The following is a 17,461-nucleotide window of genomic DNA, read 5'->3' as shown; positions in this document are numbered from 1 at the left end:
CTCGCCCGTGCCGCCCGCCCGCAGGCCCCTCGCGGACGGACCGTGCGCAGCCCGACGACGGAGGAGGTGGGCGTGGCAGGCCACCGGATCTTCACCACGAGCTTCGCGAGCATCTACCCGCACTACGTCGCGAAGGCGGAGCGCAAGGGACACAGCAGGGACGAGGTCGACCACGTCATCGGCTGGCTGACGGGCTACGACCGCACCGCGCTCGAGGACGTGATCGCGCGCCAGGTCGACCTCGCGACGTTCTTCGCGCAGGCTCCCGCGATGAACCCGAACGCCGAGCTGATCACCGGCGTCATCTACGGCATGCGGGTCGAGGAGATCGAGGACCCCCTCATGCAGCAGATCCGCTGGATGGACAAGCTCGTCGACGAGGTCGCCCGCGGCAAGCGGATGACGTCGATCCTGCGCGGCGCCGGCGCCTGACCGGGCGGGGCCTCACCGCCGCCGGTCCGCGCACCAGGACGCCCCGGGATCGCGCGGACGGCCTGCCGTACGGTCGGGCGCGTGGCGCTGCCCCCTCCTGACCCCCGCCGGAGCGCGGCCCCGGCACCGCCGCCGGCTCCGCTCCCGCCCCTGCCCCGCCCCCGGTCCCGGCGCGCCCTCGTCGCGGTCGTCGTGGCGGGCGTGCTCGTCGTCGTGCTGGGCGGGGTCGCCGGCACCGCCCTCGTCCTGTGGGCCGGGGGGAAGGCGCTCGGCGGCGTGTTCGGGACCTGCGAGCACACGCCGGCGGTCGTCGCGAGCGTCGCCGACGACCTCGAGCGGCGCGGGTACCGCGTCGTGCAGGTCGAGTACGACTGCGCGCGCGGCGCGGCGGCGGAGGTGCTGGCGGACCGGGCGACGCTGTGGGTCGCGCCGGAGGGCGCAGCCGTCTCCCCGGACGACCTCACGGCGTCCGTGGTCGGCGACCTCACCGGGGCCGGGTGGTCCTCGACGCCCGAGCCGGACCGGGTCCGTTCGCGGGGCTACAGCACGACCGCCGCGGTGCACTCGACGAGCCCGCCGCTGGCCGTCCTGACGGTCCGCCGCGACGACGTGGACGCCGACACCGGCTGGGACCGCGAGCGCGGCGGCCGCCCCGCGACGCCGGCCGCGGCGGCGGACGTGCGCCGCTACGCCCTGCTGCCCGACCTGACGCCGAGCTGGTCGCCGGACGGCTTCGCCCCGTGGGCCACCCGGTACACGTGGGACACCGAGTACCGCGCGACCGCGCAGGACGACGAGGCCGGCGTCGGCCTCTCGCTGCGCGTCGTCGCCGCGGGCGCGGACGGCGACGGGGACCCCTGCGCGGACCCCGACATCTGCCTGCCCGTGGGGACCACGGACGACGGGGTGGCGGTGCAGGAGGTCGTCCGCGTGCCCCGGCCCGGCGCGACGGTCCGCGACGGCCGGCACGTCGCCGTGGTCGGAGACGCCCACGTGTACCTGACGACGTGGCGGATCACCCGCGACCACTCCGACGCGCCGCAGCCGCGGCTCCAGGACGTGCTCACGCGCGAGGAGATCCTGCGGGTGTACGGCTCGGTCAACACGTCCGCGCAGGCCCCGGCCCGCTGACCGCCGCCGCCCGGCGACCCGGGACGGCGCGACCCTCGACGCATCCCCTCCTCCCGCGGGAGGAGGGGATGCGCGCGCCGGTCTCCTCCACCGGCAGGTGCTGGACGCCCGGGCCGTCTTCGTAGCGTCGTCGACCGACGGTGCCGCACGGCACCAGCCGGACGACGAGGAGACGCGATGATCGAGGTGGAGGCGCTCACGAAGCGCTACGGCAGCACGACCGCGGTGGACGGGCTGACGTTCACCGCCCGGCCGGGGACGGTCACCGGGTTCCTCGGCCCCAACGGCGCGGGCAAGTCGACGACCATGCGCGTCGTCGTGGGGCTCGAGCGCCCGACGTCCGGCACCGCGACCGTCGACGGCCGCCGGTACGCCGACCTGCCCGCGCCGCTGCACGCGGTGGGCGTCATGCTCGACGCCCGCTCGGTGCACCCGGGCCGCACGGCCTACAAGCACCTGCTCGCGATGGCGCAGACGCACGGCCTCGGGCGGGCCCGGGTCCGCGAGGTCCTCGCGCAGACCGGCCTCGAGTCCGCCGCGCACCGCCGCGCGGGCACGTTCTCCCTCGGCATGGGCCAGCGGCTCGGCATCGCCGGTGCGCTGCTGGGCGACCCCGCCACGCTCGTCCTCGACGAGCCGGTCAACGGCCTCGACCCCGACGGCGTCCTGTGGGTGCGCCGCCTCGTGCGCGAGCTCGCGGCCGAGGGCCGCACCGTGCTGCTCTCGTCGCACCTCATGCACGAGCTCGCGCTGTGCGCCGACCGCGTCGTCATCATCGGCCGCGGACGGCTGCTCGCGGACGCCTCCGTCCAGGAGGTCGTCGACCGGTCGGAGCGCGCCGGCACGGTCCGGGTGCGCACGAGCGAGCCCGAGCTGCTGGCGCGCGAGCTCCTCGCCGCCGGTGCGCAGGTCACGCCGCAGGACGGCGGCGTGCTGCACGTGCGCGGGGCGTCCGTCGACGGCGTCGGCACCGCCGCGCGCCGGTGCGGGGCCACCGTCCTCGAGCTCGGCAGCGAGTCCGGGTCGCTGGAGGAGGCGTACCTGCAGCTGACGGGCGGCGTCGTCGAGTACCGCACGGCCGGGACCCCGGGCGGTGCGCGATGAGCGCCGCGACCACGACACCGGGCGGCGCCCGTGCGGCGACGGCGCACCCCGGCCCCACCGTCGGGCGCGTCGTCGCCGCCGAGTGGACCAAGCTCGTCTCCCTGCGATCCCCGTGGTGGACCGCCGCCGTGACGGTCGCGGTGGCCGGGGTCCTCACCTACCTGTCCGCGGAGGCGTCCTCGGGCGACCCCGGGTTCCAGCCGGTCGACTCCCTGAGCACCGGCCTGGCGCTGGCGCACCTCGGCCCCCTCGTCCTCGGCGTCCTGGTCGGCGCGGGCGAGTTCCGCACCGGCGCGTCGCGGACGACGTTCACTCTGGTCCCGCGACGGTGGCCGGTGCTCGCTGCGCAGGTGCTCGTCATGGCGGCGTTCGCGCTGGGCACGGCCGTGCTGGCGACGGCGGCGAGCGTGCTCGGGATCCTGCCTGCGGCGGCGTCGCGCGGCATCGCCGTCGACCTCACGAGCGGCGACACCCCCGGGCTCGTCCTGGGCATGGTGCTCTTCCTCGTCGCGCTGGCGCTGCTCGGGCTGGCGCTCGGCGCGCTGCTGCGCCGGACGGTCCCCGCCCTGGTGACGGCGCTGCTCGTCGTCCTGATCCTGCCCGTCGTGCTGATGACGGCGGGCGACCCGCTGGCGGGCGGCGCCGACCCGGCGTCGGCCGGGCTCGCCGAGGCCGTCCCGTCGACGACGGTCGCCGGCACGCTCGCGGTGCTGAGCCCCGGCGGTGCGGCGCAGCTGATGACGACGTCCCCGTCGGCCGGCCCGATGCCGGGCGCTCCGGACCTGGGGCCCGTGGGCGGCGGGCTCGTCCTCGCGGCGTGGGTCCTCGTCGTGCTCGTGCCGGCGGCCGTGCGGCTGCGCACCCGGGACGTGCGATGACGACGGTCGTGCCGGCGGCCCGCGCGGGGCGGCGGCGCCCGCACGGCGCCCCGGCCCGCACCGGCCCGACGCTGCCGCGCGTGCTGGCCGCGGAGTGGACGAAGCTCACGAGCGTGCGCTCGAACGTCTGGCTCGCGCTCGGCACGGTGGTCGCGGTGGCCGGCACCGCGTACGGGCTCGGCATGTTCGTCCGGCCCGACGACGGGCGGTCGGGGTCCTGGGTCGTGACGTCCGGGTTCGTGCTCGCGCAGCTGGGGTTCCTCGTCCTCGGGACGGTCGTCGGGACGTCGGAGCACACGACCGGGACCGCGCGGACGACGTTCGCCGCCGTGCCCCGCCGGCTGCCCGTGCTCGGCGCGCAGGTGCTGGTCACGGCCGCGGCGGCGCTCGTGACGGCGGTCGTCGCGCTGGGCGCCTCGTACGTCGCCACGGCGGACGCCCGCGCGGGCGGCGCTCCCGGGCTCGACCTGTCCGTGCCGGGGGCGTCCCGCGCCCTGCTGGGCTTCGTGGTGGCGTGCGTCGGCGTCGCCCTCCTCGGGCTGGCCCTCGGCGCCCTGCTGCGACGCCCCGCGGACGCGCTCGTCACGGGGGTCGTCCTCGTGGTCGTCGGCGACCAGCTGCTCGCCGCGAACCCCGGGCGGGTCACCGACACGGTCCGCGCCCTCCTGCCCTCGTCGGGTGCCCGGCTCCTGCAGGACGACGCCGCGCTGGCGGCGCTCGACGCGGCGACGCGCGGACCGCAGCTCGGGACGTGGGGCGGCGGCGTGGTCCTCGCCGTCTGGGTGCTGGCCGTGCTCGGCGCGGCGGCGTACCGGTTGCGGTGGCATGACGTCGGCTGACGGGGCGGGTTCCCGGGCGGTCGGGCGACCGGCCGCCGGGACGGCCGCCCGCGCGGCGACGGGATGGCAGGGTGGGTCCGTGCCGACCGGACGTGGACCCCTCACGCGTGCCGGTGCGCCGGACGTCCTGGACGCGGCTGCGCTCACGGAGGCGCAGGTCAGCGGGGGCAGCCCGGTCGCACGGCTGGTCCACGCCCGCCCCTGGGTCATGGACGTCACCGTCGCCGTGCTGATGCTGCTGGTCGGTCTCGTCGGCGCCGTCTTCGCCTGGGAGGCCGCAGCCGGCGCCCGCTCGCTCGGCCTGTACCCGCGGGACTCGCTCGTCGAGCGGACCGTCACCGCGACCTGGCTGGCCGGTGCGTCCGGCGGTGCCGCGCTGCTCCTGCTGCGGCGCGCGTGGCCCCTGGCCGTCACGGCCCTGCTCACGGTCGCGTCCCTGGCGTCCCTGCTGGTCGCCGGTGTGCTCGGCGTCCTCGGCGCGTGCCTGGCGTGCGCGCTGTACAGCGTCGCGGCGGCCCGGGAGCCGCGCACGACCTGGTGGACGTTCGGCGGCGTGCTCGTCGTCGTCACCGCGGCGCTGTGGTCGTGGCAGGACCTCGGCCTCATCGAGGTCGTCGCGTGGTTCGGGGCGGCCACGGGCTCGATGTGGGAGCCGGACACGTACCTCGCGCAGCCCCTCTTCTCGCCCGCGCGCCGGATGGGGTCCGTCCTGCTGCTGCACGCCCTCCTGCTGCTCGGGGTGGCCGTGGGCTCGGCGGCGCGCGCCCGCCGCCTGCACGCGCAGGACCTCGTCGAGCGCTACCGCGCGCTGGCGCGCGAGCGCGACCAGAGCGCGGCGCTCGCCCGGGCCGCGGAGCGCGCCCACATCGCGCGGGAGATGCACGACGTCGTCGCGCACAACGTGTCCGTCATGGTCAGCCTCGCGGACGGCGCCGACGCCGCGTTCGAGCGCGCGCCCGCGCAGTCGCGCGACGCCGTGCGGCAGATCGCCCGCACCGGACGCGCCGCCCTCGCCGACATGCAGGGCGTCCTGGGAGCGCTCGGCCCCGCCGGTGACGACGACCGCCGGGCCGAGCCCACGGAGGTCGACCTGCCGACCCTCGTCGCCCGCTTCGGGGACGCCGGGGTCCCCGTGCGCGCGACCGGCCTCGACGCGGAGCTGCCGGACGACACGTCGGTGCGGCTGGCCGTGCTGCGCATCCTGAGCGAGGCGCTGACGAACGTGCTGCGCCACGCGCCCGGCGCGCCGGCGGTGGAGGTCTGCGTGCGGCGCACGCCGACGACCGTCGAGGTCGAGGTCCTCGACGCCGGCGGCACCCGTCCCGGCGACGGCGGCGGCACAGGGCGCGGGCTCGTCGGGATGCGGGAGCGCGCGGCGCTGCTGGGAGGGCACGTCGACGCCGGGCCCCGCCCGGGCGGCGGGTGGCGCGTGCACGCGGTCCTGCCGTGGTCCGACGAGGAGGGGGACGACCGGTGACGACCGTGCTGCTCGTGGACGACCAGGCGCTGCTGCGCGTCGGCTTCCGGCTCGTGATCGAGTCCGAGCCGGACCTCGAGGTGGTCGGCGAGGCCGCCGACGGCCGGGTCGCGCTCGACCAGGTCGCCGCGCTCGCACCCGACGTCGTCCTCATGGACATCCGCATGCCCGGCATGGACGGCATCGAGGCGACCCGGCGCGTGGTCGCCGACCACCCGGGGTCGCGCGTGCTGGTCCTCACGACGTTCGACGTCGACGACCTCGCGTTCGGCGCGCTGCGCGCCGGCGCGAGCGGCTTCCTGCTGAAGTCGGCCCGTCCCGACGAGCTCGTCGACGCGATCCGCACGGTCGCCTCGGGGACCGCGGTCGTCGCGCCGCGCGTCCTGCGCCGCATGCTCGACCTCTTCGCGCCCCACCTGCCGGCCGCCGGCGACGCCCCGCCGCCCGAGGACGCCCCGGACCCGCGCCTGCGCGCGCTCACGCCGCGCGAGCTCGAGGTGCTGCGGCTCGTCGCGGAGGGCGCCTCCAACGGCGAGATCGCGGCCGAGCTCGTGGTGTCGGAGACGACCGTGAAGACGCACGTGGGCAACGTGTTCGCCAAGCTCGGCGCGCGGGACCGCGTGCAGGCCGTGATCGTCGCGTACGAGTGCGGCCTCGTCGGGCGCGGCGCCGCCCGGCCCTGACCGTGCCGGGGCCGCTCGAGCAGCGGGATCACCCGGTGCCCCGTCCGGGCCGGACACGGCGGCAACGACGAAGGCCCGGACCATCAGGTCCGGGCCTTCGTCTTCTTTGTAGCGGGGGCAGGATTTGAACCTGCGACCTCTGGGTTATGAGCCCAGCGAGCTACCGAGCTGCTCCACCCCGCGTCGGTGTCTCTACTCTACGTCAGGGCGCACGAGCGTCCAAATCGGTGGGGCGTGCTCCCGGTCACACTGCCGTCATCCGGCGTTCAGGGGCGGCGGACCGGTGCCCCTGGCGCCGGCACCCCGACGCTCGACGCCGGCGGCACGGCCACGGCCGCTCCCCCGGCCGCGCGCGCCGCCCGCTGGGCCACGACGATGCCCAGCACCACGAGCAGGCCGCCGACCGGCTCGTACCAGTGCAGGCGCTCGTCGAGCACGAGGATGCCCAGGACGACCCCCACGACCGGGGTCAGGTACGTCACCGTCGACGCCCGCTGCGCGCCCCACGTGTCCACGACACGCGTGTTCCACACGTACGCCATTCCGGTGCCGAGGGCGCCGAGCCCGACCATGGACAGCACGACCGGCCAGGTCAGCGTCACGGGGCCGCGCGCCACCACGGGCGCGATCGCGAGCATGACGAGGGCCGCGACGACGATCTGCCCGGCTGCGACGGTCTCGGCCGGCAGGCGGAGCGGCGTGACGAACCGGCGCATGTACGTCATCCCCAGCCCGTAGCAGGCCGTGGCGCCGAGGCACGCGAGCAACGCCGGCAGCGGAGCCGCCACGCCCTCGGCGCCGAGGTACGACCACGGCGCCATGATGACGACCACGCCGGCGGCCCCGACGCCGAGCCCCACGCCCTGCCGTGCGGTCAGCCGTTCCGCGGGCAGCAGCAGCGTGACCGCGAGCGACGTCATGAGCGGGGTCGTCGCGTTGAGGATGCTCGACAGCCCCGACGCCAGGTGCTGCCCCGCCCAGGCGAACAGCTGGAACGGCACGACGCACAGCAGCACGCCCACGACCGCCAGGTGGCCCCACGTGCGCCGGTCCCGCGGCCAGCGCCGGCGGAGCACCGTCATGACGACGACGAGGGTCAGGGCGCCCAGCAGCAGCCGTGCGAGGGCGACCTGCGCCGGGCCCAGCCCCTCGAGGCCCACCTTCATGAACAGGAAGCTCGACCCCCAGACGAGGGCGGCGCCGAGGTAGAGCAGGACCGTGCGACGGTCCGCGGGCGCTGTCATGCGCCCAGCCTGCACCCGACCCCCGACACCGGCCGAACCCGTCCGCTCCACGCTGCCCACCTCCCGCTCCGGGGGCCGGCGACGGGCCGCCCCTCCGCGGAAGACGTGCGGCGACGGCCGCACGTGAGACGCCGCGAGGCCGGCACCCCCGGTGACGGGTGTGCCGGCCTCGCGTCGCGGTGCCCCGGGCTCAGCCGCCCAGCTGCTCCTCCGCGTCGATCGCCCGCTGCAGGGCCTCGTCGAGCCGCTGCTGCGCCTCGCCGTAGGCCGCGAAGTCACCCTCGGCGAGGGCGGCCTGACCGGCCTCGATCGCCGCCTGCGCGTCGCGCAGCGCCGTGTCGAGCGCGGTCCGGGCGTCGGCCGGCGGCGCAGCCGGGGCACCCTCGGTCGGGGCCGGCGTGGCCTCCCCGGTCGGGGCCGGCGTGGCACCCGTCCCGGTGTCGCCGCCCTCGACCGGCTCCTCCCCGCCCGCAGGCGGTTCCACGGGCTCGGCGCCGGCGTCGCCCGCGTCCGCCCCCGAGTCGCCGCCGAAGACCTGGTCGAGCGCCCCGTCGAGGGTCTGCGCGAACCCGATCTCGTCGCCGAACGACACGAGCACGCGCTGCAGCAGCGGGAACGTCGTGCCGCTGGACGCCTGCACGTACACCGGCTGGACGTACAGCAGGCCGCCGCCGACGGGCAGGGTCAGCAGGTTGCCGCGCCGCACCGTCGAGTCGCCGCGCGCGAGGATGTTGAGCTCGTTCGACACGACCGGGTCGGCCGTGAAGTTCGCGCTCGCCTGGCCCGGGCCGGGGACGGTCGAGTCACGCGGCAGCTCCAGGAGCCGCAGCGTGCCGTACCCCTCGGCGATCTCCCCCGCGGTCGAGCCGGCGTCCGCGTCGACCGCCAGGTAGCCGGTGAGCACGTTGCGCGCGTTCGCACCGCTGGGGATGAACGTCGACATCAGCGAGAACGTCGCCTCGTCCTCGCCCGGCATCTGCAGCGTCAGGTAGTACGGCGGCTGCGCGACCTCGGCGTTGGACGTGGTCGGGTCGGCCGGGCTCTGCCAGAAGTCGTTCCCGGAGAAGAACTGGCCCGCGTCGGTGACGTGGTACTGCCCGAGCAGCGCCCGCTGGACCTTGAACAGGTCCTCCGGGTAGCGCAGGTGGCTCATCAGGTCGCCGCTGATCTCCTCCAGCGGCTGCAGCGACGTCGGGAAGACGTCCGCCCACGCCTGCAGGACCGGGTCCTCGGTGTCCCACGCGTACAGGTCGACCGAGCCGTCGAACGCGTCGACCGTGGCCTTCACCGAGTTGCGGATGTAGTTGACCTGCTTGGGCAGCAGCGCCTCGACCGTGGCGGTCCGCTCGGTGAGGGAGTCCGTCGTGGCCTCCTCGAGGGAGCGCGTGGCCGCGTACGGGTACTGGTCCGACGTCGTGTAGCCGTCGACGATCCACTTGACCCGCCCGTCGACCACCGCCGGGTACACGCGCCCGTCGAGGTCGAGGTACGGGGCGACCTTCGCGACGCGGTCGCGCGGGTTGCGGTCGTAGAGGATCTGCGAGTTCTCGTTGACGCGCTCGGAGAACAGGATCTGCTCGTCGCCGAACTTGAGCGCGTACAGCAGCTTGTGCCACATGTTCCCCACCGACGGGCCGGCGGAGGTGTCCTGCGTCGGGAAGCGGTACGGCACCGAGCCGGTGCCCGTCTCGTCGTCCGGGTAGTCGAACTCCCACCCGTCACTGCCCTCGGGGCCGCCGACGATCGAGTACTCCGGCGACGACTGGCCGAAGTAGATGCGCGGCTCGTACTCGCCGAGCTGGTCGGAGGTCGCGGCCTCGGCGGTCGGGATCCCGCTCTCCCAGAACTCCGGTGCACCGCGCGCACCGCGGGTGTTGCCGTAGGCGGCGACGACGCCGTACCCGTGCGTGTACACGGTCGTGTCGTTGGTCCAGTTGCGCTGCTGGGCGTTCAGGCCCTCCTGGTTGAGCTCGCGCACCGCGATGACCGTGTCGCGGCTCTCGCCGTCGATCGTGTAGCGGTCGACCGCGAGCGAGTCGGGGAAGTCGTAGAAGCCGCGGATCTGCTGCAGCTGCTTGAACGACGGCGAGACGATGTTCGGGTCGAGCAGGCGGATCGAGGCGGTCGTCTCCGCGTCCTCGCGCAGCGCGCCCGGCTCCGCGGTCACGTTCGCGTCGTACTCGCTGGTCTGCACGTCCTCGAGGTCGTACGCCGCCAGCGTGGCGTCGATGTTGCGCTGGATGTAGTCCGCCTCGGCGTCCTGCTGGTTCGGCTGCACCTGGAACCGCTGCACGACCGCGGGGTAGACCCCGCCGACCACGATCGCGGCGACGACCATGAGCCCCACGCCGATGGCCGGCAGGCGCCAGTTGCCGCTGAAGGCCGTCGCGACGAACGCGCCGGCGACGACGACCGCAGCGACCGCGAGGATCGCCTTCGACGGGATGACCGCGTTGACGTCGGTGAAGCCCGCGCCCTGCCAGCGCTGCCCCCCGGTCTGCTGCTTCGTCAGGATCGAGTACCGGTCCAGCCAGTAGTTCGCCGCGATGAGCAGCAGGACCAGCGCACCCAGCACCGCCAGGTGCACGCGGGCCGCACGCGTCGTGCGCGGCGCGCCGCTCTGCCGGCCGCCGATCCGCAGGCCGCCGTACAGGTAGTGCGTCGCGACCGCCGCGATGATCGACAGGACGACGACCGCCATGAGGAACGAGACGACGAACCGCAGGCCGGGCAGCGTGAACAGGTAGAAGCCGATGTCCATGCCCCACTGCGGGTCGGACTCCCCGACCTCCCGGCCGTTCAGCCACAGCTGCACGGTCGTCCACTGCTGGGACGCCGCGCCGCCCGCGAACAGGCCGAGCACCACGGGGCCGACCACGAGCACCAGGCGGCGCAGCGGCTCGATGGCCTCGCGGTACTGGTCGAGGCTCGCCTGCTCCGGCGTCGACGGCGCGTACACGGGGCGCGAGCGGTACGCGTAGCTGAGGGAGAAGCCCACGGCCGCGGCCATCACGAGGAACCCGAGCACGAACAGCACGGCGCGGGTCAGCCACTCGGTGCGGATCACCTCGGTGAACCCGAGCTGCGAGAACCACAGCACCTCGGTCCAGACCTGGGCGAGCACCAGGACGAGGACGACGATCGCGGCGAGCGTGATCAGCGTCGGGACCAGGGGGCCGCGGCGGCGCGGCGCGTCCGGTCGTGGGCGGGGCGGGGAGGCGAAGGTCACGGCGTGGCGTTCCTCGTCGTTTCTCGGGGTTCCTCGGGCCGGTGTGCGGTCCGTCGAGCGGACGGGCGGGACCCGTCGCCTGGCGAACGCGCCGGCGGCCCCCCAGGTTCCCACACGCGGTGCGACGATGGCCCGCGTGAGCACTCCCCCGTCCCCGGCCCCCTCCGACCACCCCTCCGCGTCCGGGCCCGACGCCCGCGCCGTGCGCGCCCTGGCCGACGCCGTCCGCGAGATCGAGCACCACGTCGCGGGCGCCGGGTGGGACGCACCCGTCCGCGTCTTCGCGCTCGTGCGCACGCGCGCGGCGCTGGCCTCCGAGCCCGGGCTCGCGGCACAGCTCGACCCGGCCGTGCTGGCGGCCGCCGAGGCCGACGACTGGCACCTGACGTCGATCGAGCAGGAGGGGCTGCCCGCGGCGGACGACCTCGAGCAGCTGCTCGCCGGGCTGTCCTGGCCGCCGGCCGTCGACGGCGCGGCCGTCACGGTGGAGCGCGTCGTGCTGCCGCCCGAGGCGGAGGCGGACCTGCCCGACGACCCCGAGCAGGCGCTGTCCGCGCTGCTGGCGCACCCGGCCCGGCAGGACGTCCGGATCGCCGTCGGCGCGCTGCGGGCCGGACCGGCGTGGTGCGCCCTGCGCACCCGGGCGCACGACAGCGACGACGCGGTCGGTCAGGGCCCGGACTTCGTGCCCGGGCTCGTGCAGGCCGTGCGGGCGACGCTCGACTGACGCGCGCCCGGGCCGGCCCGGCCCGCCGCGCGGGTGCGGCGGGCTCAGCCCGCGGTGCAGGTGCGGCGGGCTCAGCCCGCGGTGCAGGTGGGGCGGGCTCAGCCCGCGGTGCAGGTGGGCAGGTCGTCCGCCTCCCGCGCGCCGATCGCCGTCATGGCCTCGCGCGCGTCGTGCAGCGTGGCGACCCGCACGACGCGCAGGCCGTCCGGCACGTGGCCGACGACCTCGCCGCAGTTGCCGGCCGGCGCGAGGAACCACGCGGCACCGTCCCGGCGGGCGCCGGCGAGCTTCTGCCGGATGCCCCCGATCGGCCCGACCTCGCCCGTCACGTCGATCGTCCCGGTCCCGGCGATGACCTCGCCGTCCGCCTCGTCCTCGGGGGTCAGCACGTCGACGATCCCCAGCGCGAACATCGTGCCGGCGCTCGGCCCGCCGATGCCGTCGATGCTGATGGTCACGTCCACGGGCAGCTCGAACGACGGGTCGACGTAGACGCCGATCTGCGCGCCGCCGTCCTCGCGCTCGCCCGTCGTCACCTCGACCTCGAGCGGCTGCCCGTGCCGGGTCACCGCGAGCGTCACCGCGTCCCCCGGCGTCACGTCCTGCAGGCGGGCCACGAGCGTCTGGTAGTCGGGCAGGGCCTCGCCGTCCATGGCGGTCAGGACGTCCCCCTCCTCCAGGAGGCCCTCCGCCTGCGTGCCCTCGACCGTGCCGGCGACCACGAGCGTCGCCGGCACCTCGTAGCCGAGCTCGGTGAGCGCGGCCACCGTCGCGTTCTCCTGCGACGACACCATGAGCTCGGTGTTCGACTCGTCGATCTCCTCCTGCGTCGCGTCCGGGGGGAAGACCTCCTCGACCGGACGGACGACCGACGTCACGGACGCCCAGCCGCGCAGCACCGTCGACACGTACGACGGGTAGCCCGGGCCGCCGGTGCCCGAGATCGTCGTCAGGCGCAGCTCACCGCTCGACGGGTACGTCTGCGCGCCCTCGACCTGGATGAGCGGGGTGCCTTCCGCCTCCCCCAGCACGTCGCGGGTCGGCCCGGGGCTGGTCACCGCGTACGGGGCCGGCAGCACCACGAGCACGCCCGCGAGCGCGGCCGTGAGGAGCATCCCGACGGACAGCACGAGCGCCCGCGGCGTCGCCCGCGGGCGCGCGTCGGCCTCGGAGGTCGTGGCGGGGGCGGGGTCCGCGGAGCCGGGCGGGACGGGCTGGTCGTCGAGCACGCACCGATCATCGCGCACGTCCGCGCGTCGGTCCGCCCTGAGCGAACCGGCGCACCCCCTCCTGCCGGCGCCGGCGCGGCCGTGGTTACGGTGGTGCCCCCCGAGCCAGGAGGCCCGCATGAGCCCCGACGTCCCCGCCCCCGGCGGTCCCCAGCAGGACCCGGAGCAGTGGGAGCAGGTCCTGCGCGCGATGCTCGGCCCCGCCGCCGACGAGGCCATCGCGCGCATGCGGTCGATGGGTGTCGACCCCGCCGCGATGGCCGCGGCATCCGGCCTGCCCGCCGACCCGGCCGCCCTGCAGCAGGCGATGGCGCAGGTGCAGCGCATGCTCGCGACGTCGGGCGACGAGCCGGTCAACTGGCAGATGGCGCACGACCTCGCGCGCCGGCAGGCCGCGCAGGGCGGCGACCCGTCCCTGTCCCCCGCACGCGCCCGCGAGGTCGTCGACGCGCTGTCCGTCGCGGAGCTGTGGCTCGACGCGGCCACCGACCTGCCCCCGTCGCCCGGGCCGGCCCGTGCGTGGAGCCGGGCCGAGTGGGTCGAGGCGACCCTGCCGACGTGGCGCACGCTCACCGAGCCGGTGGCCGCCTCGCTCGCCGAGGCGCTGGCGGAGGCGCTGCGCCCGGACCCCGACGAGGACGGCCCGCTCGGCCTGCCGGGCGGCTTCCCGGCGGGGATGCCGTTCGGCGACCCGGCCCAGCTCCTGCGCGGCCTCGGCTCGGCCGTGTTCGGCCTGCAGGTCGGTCAGGCCGCGGGCACCCTCGCCCGCGAGGTGTTCGGCACGACGGACATCGGGCTGCCGCTCCTCGAGCGCTCCGCCCCCGCGCTGGTCCCCGCGAACGTCGACGCGTTCGCCGAGGGGCTGGACGCGCCGCCCGAGGAGGTGCGGCTCTACCTCGCCCTGCGCGAGGCCGCGGCCAGCCGGCTCTTCGCGCACGTGCCCTGGCTGCGCGCGCACCTGCTCGAGGCCGTCGCGTCGTACGCGCGGGGCATCGAGATCGACGTCGACCAGCTCGAGGAGGCGGTCCGGTCCATCGACCCGACCGACCAGGCCGCGCTGCAGGAGGCGCTGTCGGGCGGCGTCTTCGCGCCCCGCACGACACCCGCGCAGGAGGCGGCGCTCGCCCGCCTCGAGACCGCCCTCGCGCTCGTCGAGGGCTGGGTCGACGAGGTCGCCACCGCTGCCGCCGCACCCCACCTGCCGCACGCCGTGCCGCTGCGCGAGATGGTGCGCCGCCGGCGCGCCGCCGGCGGACCCGCCGAGCAGACGTTCGCGAGCCTCGTCGGTCTCGAGCTGCGCCCCCGCCGGCTGCGCGACGCGGCCGAGGTCTGGGCGCACCTCGGCGCGACCCGCGGCGTCGACGGGCGCGACGCGGTCTGGGCCCACCCCGACCTGGTGCCGACGTCCGAGGACCTCGACGACCCGGCCGGCTACGACGCGCGCCGCCAGGCCGAGGCCGAGGGCAGCGCGGACCTCGACCGCGCGCTCGCCGAGATCCTGGACGCGGACGCCGCCACCGGCGACCGCGGACCGGACGAGGACGAGCACCGCGGTCCGGAGGGGGCCGCGGGCTGACGCCGCCGCGTCACCGGGCCGGGCCGGCCGCCTCGCCGTCGTCCGCCGGCCCGTCGAGGTCCTGCCCCGCGTCGTCCTCCGCGGCCAGGGGCTCGTCCAGGACGACGTCCCCCTCGACGGTGTCGTCGGCGTCGGACGCGTCGTCGGCCGGCGGCTCGGCGGGCCCCTCGCCCGCGGGCGGGCCGTCGCGCAGGAACGCGTAGCCCTCGAGGAAGCCGCGCGCCCGCTGCGTGTGCGGGTACGCGGCCAGCTCCGCCCAGAAGTCCGGGCCGTGCCCCGGCTGCAGCAGGTGCGCGAGCTCGTGCAGCAGGACGTAGTCGAGGACCCAGCGCGGCATCCCCCGCACGCGGTCGCTGATCCGGATCGTCCCGTCGGACGGCGTGCAGGACCCCCAGCGCCGCCCCTGGTTCGAGGACCAGCGGACCGTCGACGGGACCGCGCGCCCGCCCAGGTAGCGCCGCGAGAGGTCCTGCGCGCGCGCGAGCAGCTGGGCGTCGGAGGGACGACGCCGGCGCTCCTGGGCGGCGAGGCGCTCGACCATGCGTCCGACCCACTCGCGCTCCTGCGCACGGGTGAACCGCGCGGGGATCGCCACGACGGTCCGCTCGCCCTCGCGCCACGCGCTGACCGTCCGCACCCGGCGGCGCGACCGGCGGACCTCCACCGCGGGCACGGGCAGACCCCGCGGGTCCGGCTCGCGCGGCGTCGGCATGCACGCACGCTAGCGCCCTCGCCGTGCACGGCGGGTGCACCGACCCGCGCGAACCCGTTCACCCGTCCGGGACGGCGCGGCGCACCGCAGCCACGGGGACGACGACGGCGTCCGGTCTACTGTGAGACCGCACGGTGGCCGTCGACGGTCCGGTGCCCGGACGGCCCCCCGCCGTCCGTTGACGGAGGACGAGGAGGGACCACATGGCCGACACCTGGGCGGGCGAGTTCTACTGCGTGAAGTGCAAGGAGAAGCGGGAGGCGGAGGGCGACGTCGTCGTCTCCGAGTCCGGCCGCCGCATGGCCAAGGCCACGTGCCCCGTCTGCGGCACGAAGCTCAACCGGATCCTCGGCAAGGCCTGACCTCACCGCGGCCACGTCCGCGCAGACGCTCACGAGGGCGCCGTCGCCTGCGACGGTGCCCTCGGCGCGTCCGGCCCCCCGCGACGGGTGCTGTGGACGACGCGCACCGCGGCTGGCGACGCCCTGCCAGGGTGACGCCGTGACCCGCACCCCGCTCCGCCTGCTCCCCGGGCTGCGCGTCCTGCCGCGGTCCGCCGACGCCGTCCAGGTCGGGACCGACCCCCGGTGGGCCGTCGTGCTGGACGGCCTCGACCCCCACGAGGCCACGATGTGGTGCGCCGTCGAGGACGGCACCGACCTCGACGCGCTGGTGCGGTCCCGCGGGCCCGCGGCGCAGGCGACCCTGGCCGCCCTGCACGCCGCCGGTCTCGTGCGACCCGACCCCCACCGCGCGGACCTCGTCCGCGGGCCGACCGCCGCCGACGCGGCGGCGTGGACGCTGCTGCGCGCCGACGCGTCCGGCGAGTCGGTCGTCACGGCGCGCGCCGCCGCGGTCGTCGGCGTCGTCGGCCTGGGACCCACCGGTGCCGGCATCGCCCGGCTGCTCGCGACCTCCGGCGTGGGCACGCTGCTCCTCGACGACGACGCCCCCGTCCGGTCCCGTGACGTCGCCGCGGGTGCGCACCGGTGGAGCGACGTGGGCGTCCCGCGGGCCGCGGCGCTGCGCCGTGCGCTGCGGGACGTCGCCCCCGAGGTGCGGGTCGACCGCGACGCGGAGCCGGACGTGGTCGTGGTCGTCGAGCGGGACGCCGCCGACCCGGCCCGGGCCGCGCTGCTCCTGTCGGCGCGGGTGCCGCACCTGTCGGTGGTCGTGCGCACCGCGGACGCCGTGGTCGGGCCGTGCGTGCGGCCCGGTGCGGACCCGTGCCTGCGCTGCCTCGACCTGCACCGCGCCGACGTGGACCCCGCCTGGCCGCGGGTGCTCGCCGCGGTCACGGGTCGGACCGACCGCACCGCGACGCCGGCGGCCGAGCCGACGGGCGAGGTCGGGCTCCTCGCGGCCACGTGCGCGGCCCTCGCGGCCGCGCAGGTCCTCACGATGCTCGCGGGTGCCGTGCCCACGCTGTGCGGGGCGACCGCCGAGGTCGCGGTGCCCGACCTCGTGCCCCGGCTGCGCACCTGGGCACCGCACCCGGACTGCGGGTGCACGGCGCCGCCCGAGCCGGACCCGGCACCGCGCACCTGACCGGCCGGGACGGTGCGAGCACCGGGCGGTGCGGGTACGGCGACGCCGGGCCCCGGCCGCAGCGGCGGCCGGGACCCGGCGAGGGGTGGTGACGACGTGACGGACCGCCGGTCAGGCGGCCGCGACCTTCCGGGGCCGGCCGCGCCCGCGCTTGGTGGGCACGACCACACCGCCGACGAAGACCTGACCGCCCCAGACGCCCCACGGCTCGGCGCGCTCGACGGCGCCCGCGAGGCAGCCCTCGATCAGGGGGCAGGTCTGGCAGAGCGCCTTTGCGCGCTCCACGTCGGCCTGGCGCTCGGCGAACCACAGCTCGGGGTCGTTCGACCGGCAGGGGATGAGGTCGGCGACCATGCGGTCGAACTGCTGGCGGTCGTCCGTCGTCGCGGTGCTGTCGGTGGGCCACGGGCCGGATCCGCTGTGGTCCATGGTGTCGAGCAGCGTCGTGAGCCGCACGATGTCCTCCTGGTGATCCTCGGTTGAGCTGTGGTGCGTCGAGGTCGGATCGACGGGCCGCTCAACCCGGCGAGGAGCCGGAGAAATGAGAAGGCCGCGGATCCGGATCGGACTCCGCGGCCGTCACGCCGTGCGCGTGTGGCTTACAGAGTCCTGTGTCGCAGATCGATGCCGGACGTGGCAGTGCGCCGACGGC

At 76.5% G+C, this 17,461-nt stretch carries 16 protein-coding genes and 1 tRNA gene; 11 read left to right on the top strand and 6 right to left on the bottom strand.

Annotated features, from left to right (window positions below; translation table 11 throughout):
* Nucleotides 1–72: 72 nt before the first annotated feature.
* The 7 genes from FB586_RS10810 (at nt 73) to FB586_RS10780 (ending at nt 6,544) form a co-directional block, all read left to right on the top strand.
* A complete protein-coding gene (locus tag FB586_RS10810) occupies nt 73–432 on the top strand; it encodes a DUF2200 domain-containing protein (protein WP_136519606.1) in 360 nt (119 codons plus the stop codon).
* 81 nt (nt 433–513) lie between these two features.
* Nucleotides 514–1,563, top strand: coding sequence for a hypothetical protein (locus tag FB586_RS10805; protein WP_136519316.1), 1,050 nt, complete (start codon nt 514–516; stop codon nt 1,561–1,563).
* 177 nt (nt 1,564–1,740) lie between these two features.
* A complete protein-coding gene (locus tag FB586_RS10800) occupies nt 1,741–2,667 on the top strand; it encodes an ABC transporter ATP-binding protein (RefSeq protein ID WP_136519315.1) in 927 nt (308 codons plus the stop codon).
* A complete protein-coding gene (locus FB586_RS10795; protein WP_136519314.1) occupies nt 2,664–3,545 on the top strand; it encodes an ABC transporter permease subunit in 882 nt (293 codons plus the stop codon). Before FB586_RS10800 ends, FB586_RS10795 begins: the two co-directional genes overlap by 4 nt.
* Complete coding sequence (locus tag FB586_RS10790; RefSeq protein WP_136519313.1) at nt 3,542–4,384, top strand: hypothetical protein; 843 nt, start codon at nt 3,542–3,544, stop codon at nt 4,382–4,384. The genes FB586_RS10795 and FB586_RS10790 overlap by 4 nt, the downstream gene beginning before the upstream one ends.
* A 79-nt stretch (nt 4,385–4,463) precedes the next feature.
* A complete protein-coding gene (locus FB586_RS10785; RefSeq protein WP_246036693.1) occupies nt 4,464–5,861 on the top strand; it encodes a sensor histidine kinase in 1,398 nt (465 codons plus the stop codon).
* Complete coding sequence (locus FB586_RS10780) at nt 5,858–6,544, top strand: response regulator transcription factor (RefSeq protein WP_136519311.1); 687 nt, start codon at nt 5,858–5,860, stop codon at nt 6,542–6,544. The genes FB586_RS10785 and FB586_RS10780 overlap by 4 nt, the downstream gene beginning before the upstream one ends.
* Before the next feature lie 109 nt (nt 6,545–6,653).
* Here the strand turns inward: FB586_RS10780 and FB586_RS10775 are convergent.
* The 3 genes from FB586_RS10775 to FB586_RS10765 all read right to left on the bottom strand — a co-directional run bounded on the left by FB586_RS10775 (nt 6,654) and on the right by FB586_RS10765 (nt 11,017).
* Nucleotides 6,654–6,727 (bottom strand) — tRNA-Met (locus FB586_RS10775).
* Nucleotides 6,728–6,810: 83 nt separating this feature from the next.
* On the bottom strand, nt 6,811–7,788 hold the full coding sequence (locus FB586_RS10770; protein ID WP_136519310.1) for a DMT family transporter: 978 nt from the start codon (nt 7,786–7,788) through the stop codon (nt 6,811–6,813).
* A 190-nt stretch (nt 7,789–7,978) separates the two neighbouring features.
* Nucleotides 7,979–11,017 carry a UPF0182 family membrane protein gene (locus tag FB586_RS10765; protein WP_136519309.1) on the bottom strand — a complete coding sequence of 1,013 codons (3,039 nt, stop codon included), beginning with the start codon at nt 11,015–11,017 and terminating at the stop codon, nt 7,979–7,981.
* A 127-nt stretch (nt 11,018–11,144) separates the two neighbouring features.
* Here FB586_RS10765 and FB586_RS10760 point away from each other — a divergent pair, with 127 nt between their 5' ends.
* A complete protein-coding gene (locus tag FB586_RS10760) occupies nt 11,145–11,744 on the top strand; it encodes a PPA1309 family protein (protein ID WP_370741066.1) in 600 nt (199 codons plus the stop codon).
* Nucleotides 11,745–11,842: 98 nt separating this feature from the next.
* On the opposite strand, the gene FB586_RS10755 is transcribed toward FB586_RS10760, so the two are convergent.
* The gene (locus FB586_RS10755; protein WP_246036692.1) at nt 11,843–12,973 is read right to left on the bottom strand and encodes a YlbL family protein; all 1,131 of its coding nucleotides are present in this window, start codon (nt 12,971–12,973) and stop codon (nt 11,843–11,845) included.
* A 118-nt stretch (nt 12,974–13,091) separates the two neighbouring features.
* On the opposite strand from FB586_RS10755, the gene FB586_RS10750 reads away from it, so the two are divergent.
* The gene (locus tag FB586_RS10750) at nt 13,092–14,549 is read left to right on the top strand and encodes a zinc-dependent metalloprotease (RefSeq protein ID WP_136519307.1); all 1,458 of its coding nucleotides are present in this window, start codon (nt 13,092–13,094) and stop codon (nt 14,547–14,549) included.
* A gap of 10 nt (nt 14,550–14,559) precedes the next feature.
* Here the strand turns inward: FB586_RS10750 and FB586_RS10745 are convergent, their stop codons facing one another.
* The gene (locus FB586_RS10745; RefSeq protein WP_136519306.1) at nt 14,560–15,261 is read right to left on the bottom strand and encodes a M48 metallopeptidase family protein; all 702 of its coding nucleotides are present in this window, start codon (nt 15,259–15,261) and stop codon (nt 14,560–14,562) included.
* Between the two features lie 203 nt (nt 15,262–15,464).
* Here FB586_RS10745 and FB586_RS10740 point away from each other — a divergent pair, with 203 nt between their 5' ends.
* The gene (locus FB586_RS10740) at nt 15,465–15,623 is read left to right on the top strand and encodes a DUF5679 domain-containing protein (protein WP_136519305.1); all 159 of its coding nucleotides are present in this window, start codon (nt 15,465–15,467) and stop codon (nt 15,621–15,623) included.
* A 139-nt stretch (nt 15,624–15,762) separates the two neighbouring features.
* Nucleotides 15,763–16,809 (top strand): ThiF family adenylyltransferase, encoded by a 1,047-nt coding sequence (locus FB586_RS10735; RefSeq protein ID WP_136519304.1) that lies wholly within the window; start codon nt 15,763–15,765, stop codon nt 16,807–16,809.
* A gap of 111 nt (nt 16,810–16,920) precedes the next feature.
* On the opposite strand, the gene FB586_RS10730 is transcribed toward FB586_RS10735, so the two are convergent.
* Nucleotides 16,921–17,265: a WhiB family transcriptional regulator gene (locus FB586_RS10730; RefSeq protein WP_281276664.1), complete on the bottom strand. Its 345-nt coding sequence runs from the start codon at nt 17,263–17,265 to the stop codon at nt 16,921–16,923.
* Nucleotides 17,266–17,461: the final 196 nt, after the last annotated feature.

The sequence above is a fragment of the Cellulomonas telluris genome (genome assembly GCF_004886325.1).
Classification (GTDB): Bacteria; Actinomycetota; Actinomycetes; order Actinomycetales; family Cellulomonadaceae; genus Cellulomonas; species Cellulomonas telluris.
This window is presented reverse-complemented; position numbering and strand designations above follow the sequence as displayed.

Coding starts and splice junctions, on each gene's coding strand:
- FB586_RS10800 (WP_136519315.1), top strand. CDS start 1,741: ATGATCGAGGTGGAGGCGCTCACGAAGCGCTACGGCAGCACGACCGCG.
- FB586_RS10795 (WP_136519314.1), top strand. CDS start 2,664: ATGAGCGCCGCGACCACGACACCGGGCGGCGCCCGTGCGGCGACGGCG.
- FB586_RS10790 (WP_136519313.1), top strand. CDS start 3,542: ATGACGACGGTCGTGCCGGCGGCCCGCGCGGGGCGGCGGCGCCCGCAC.
- FB586_RS10770 (WP_136519310.1), bottom strand. CDS start 7,788: ATGACAGCGCCCGCGGACCGTCGCACGGTCCTGCTCTACCTCGGCGCC.
- FB586_RS10760 (WP_370741066.1), top strand. CDS start 11,145: ATGGCCCGCGTGAGCACTCCCCCGTCCCCGGCCCCCTCCGACCACCCC.
- FB586_RS10750 (WP_136519307.1), top strand. CDS start 13,092: ATGAGCCCCGACGTCCCCGCCCCCGGCGGTCCCCAGCAGGACCCGGAG.
- FB586_RS10745 (WP_136519306.1), bottom strand. CDS start 15,261: ATGCCGACGCCGCGCGAGCCGGACCCGCGGGGTCTGCCCGTGCCCGCG.
- FB586_RS10740 (WP_136519305.1), top strand. CDS start 15,465: ATGGCCGACACCTGGGCGGGCGAGTTCTACTGCGTGAAGTGCAAGGAG.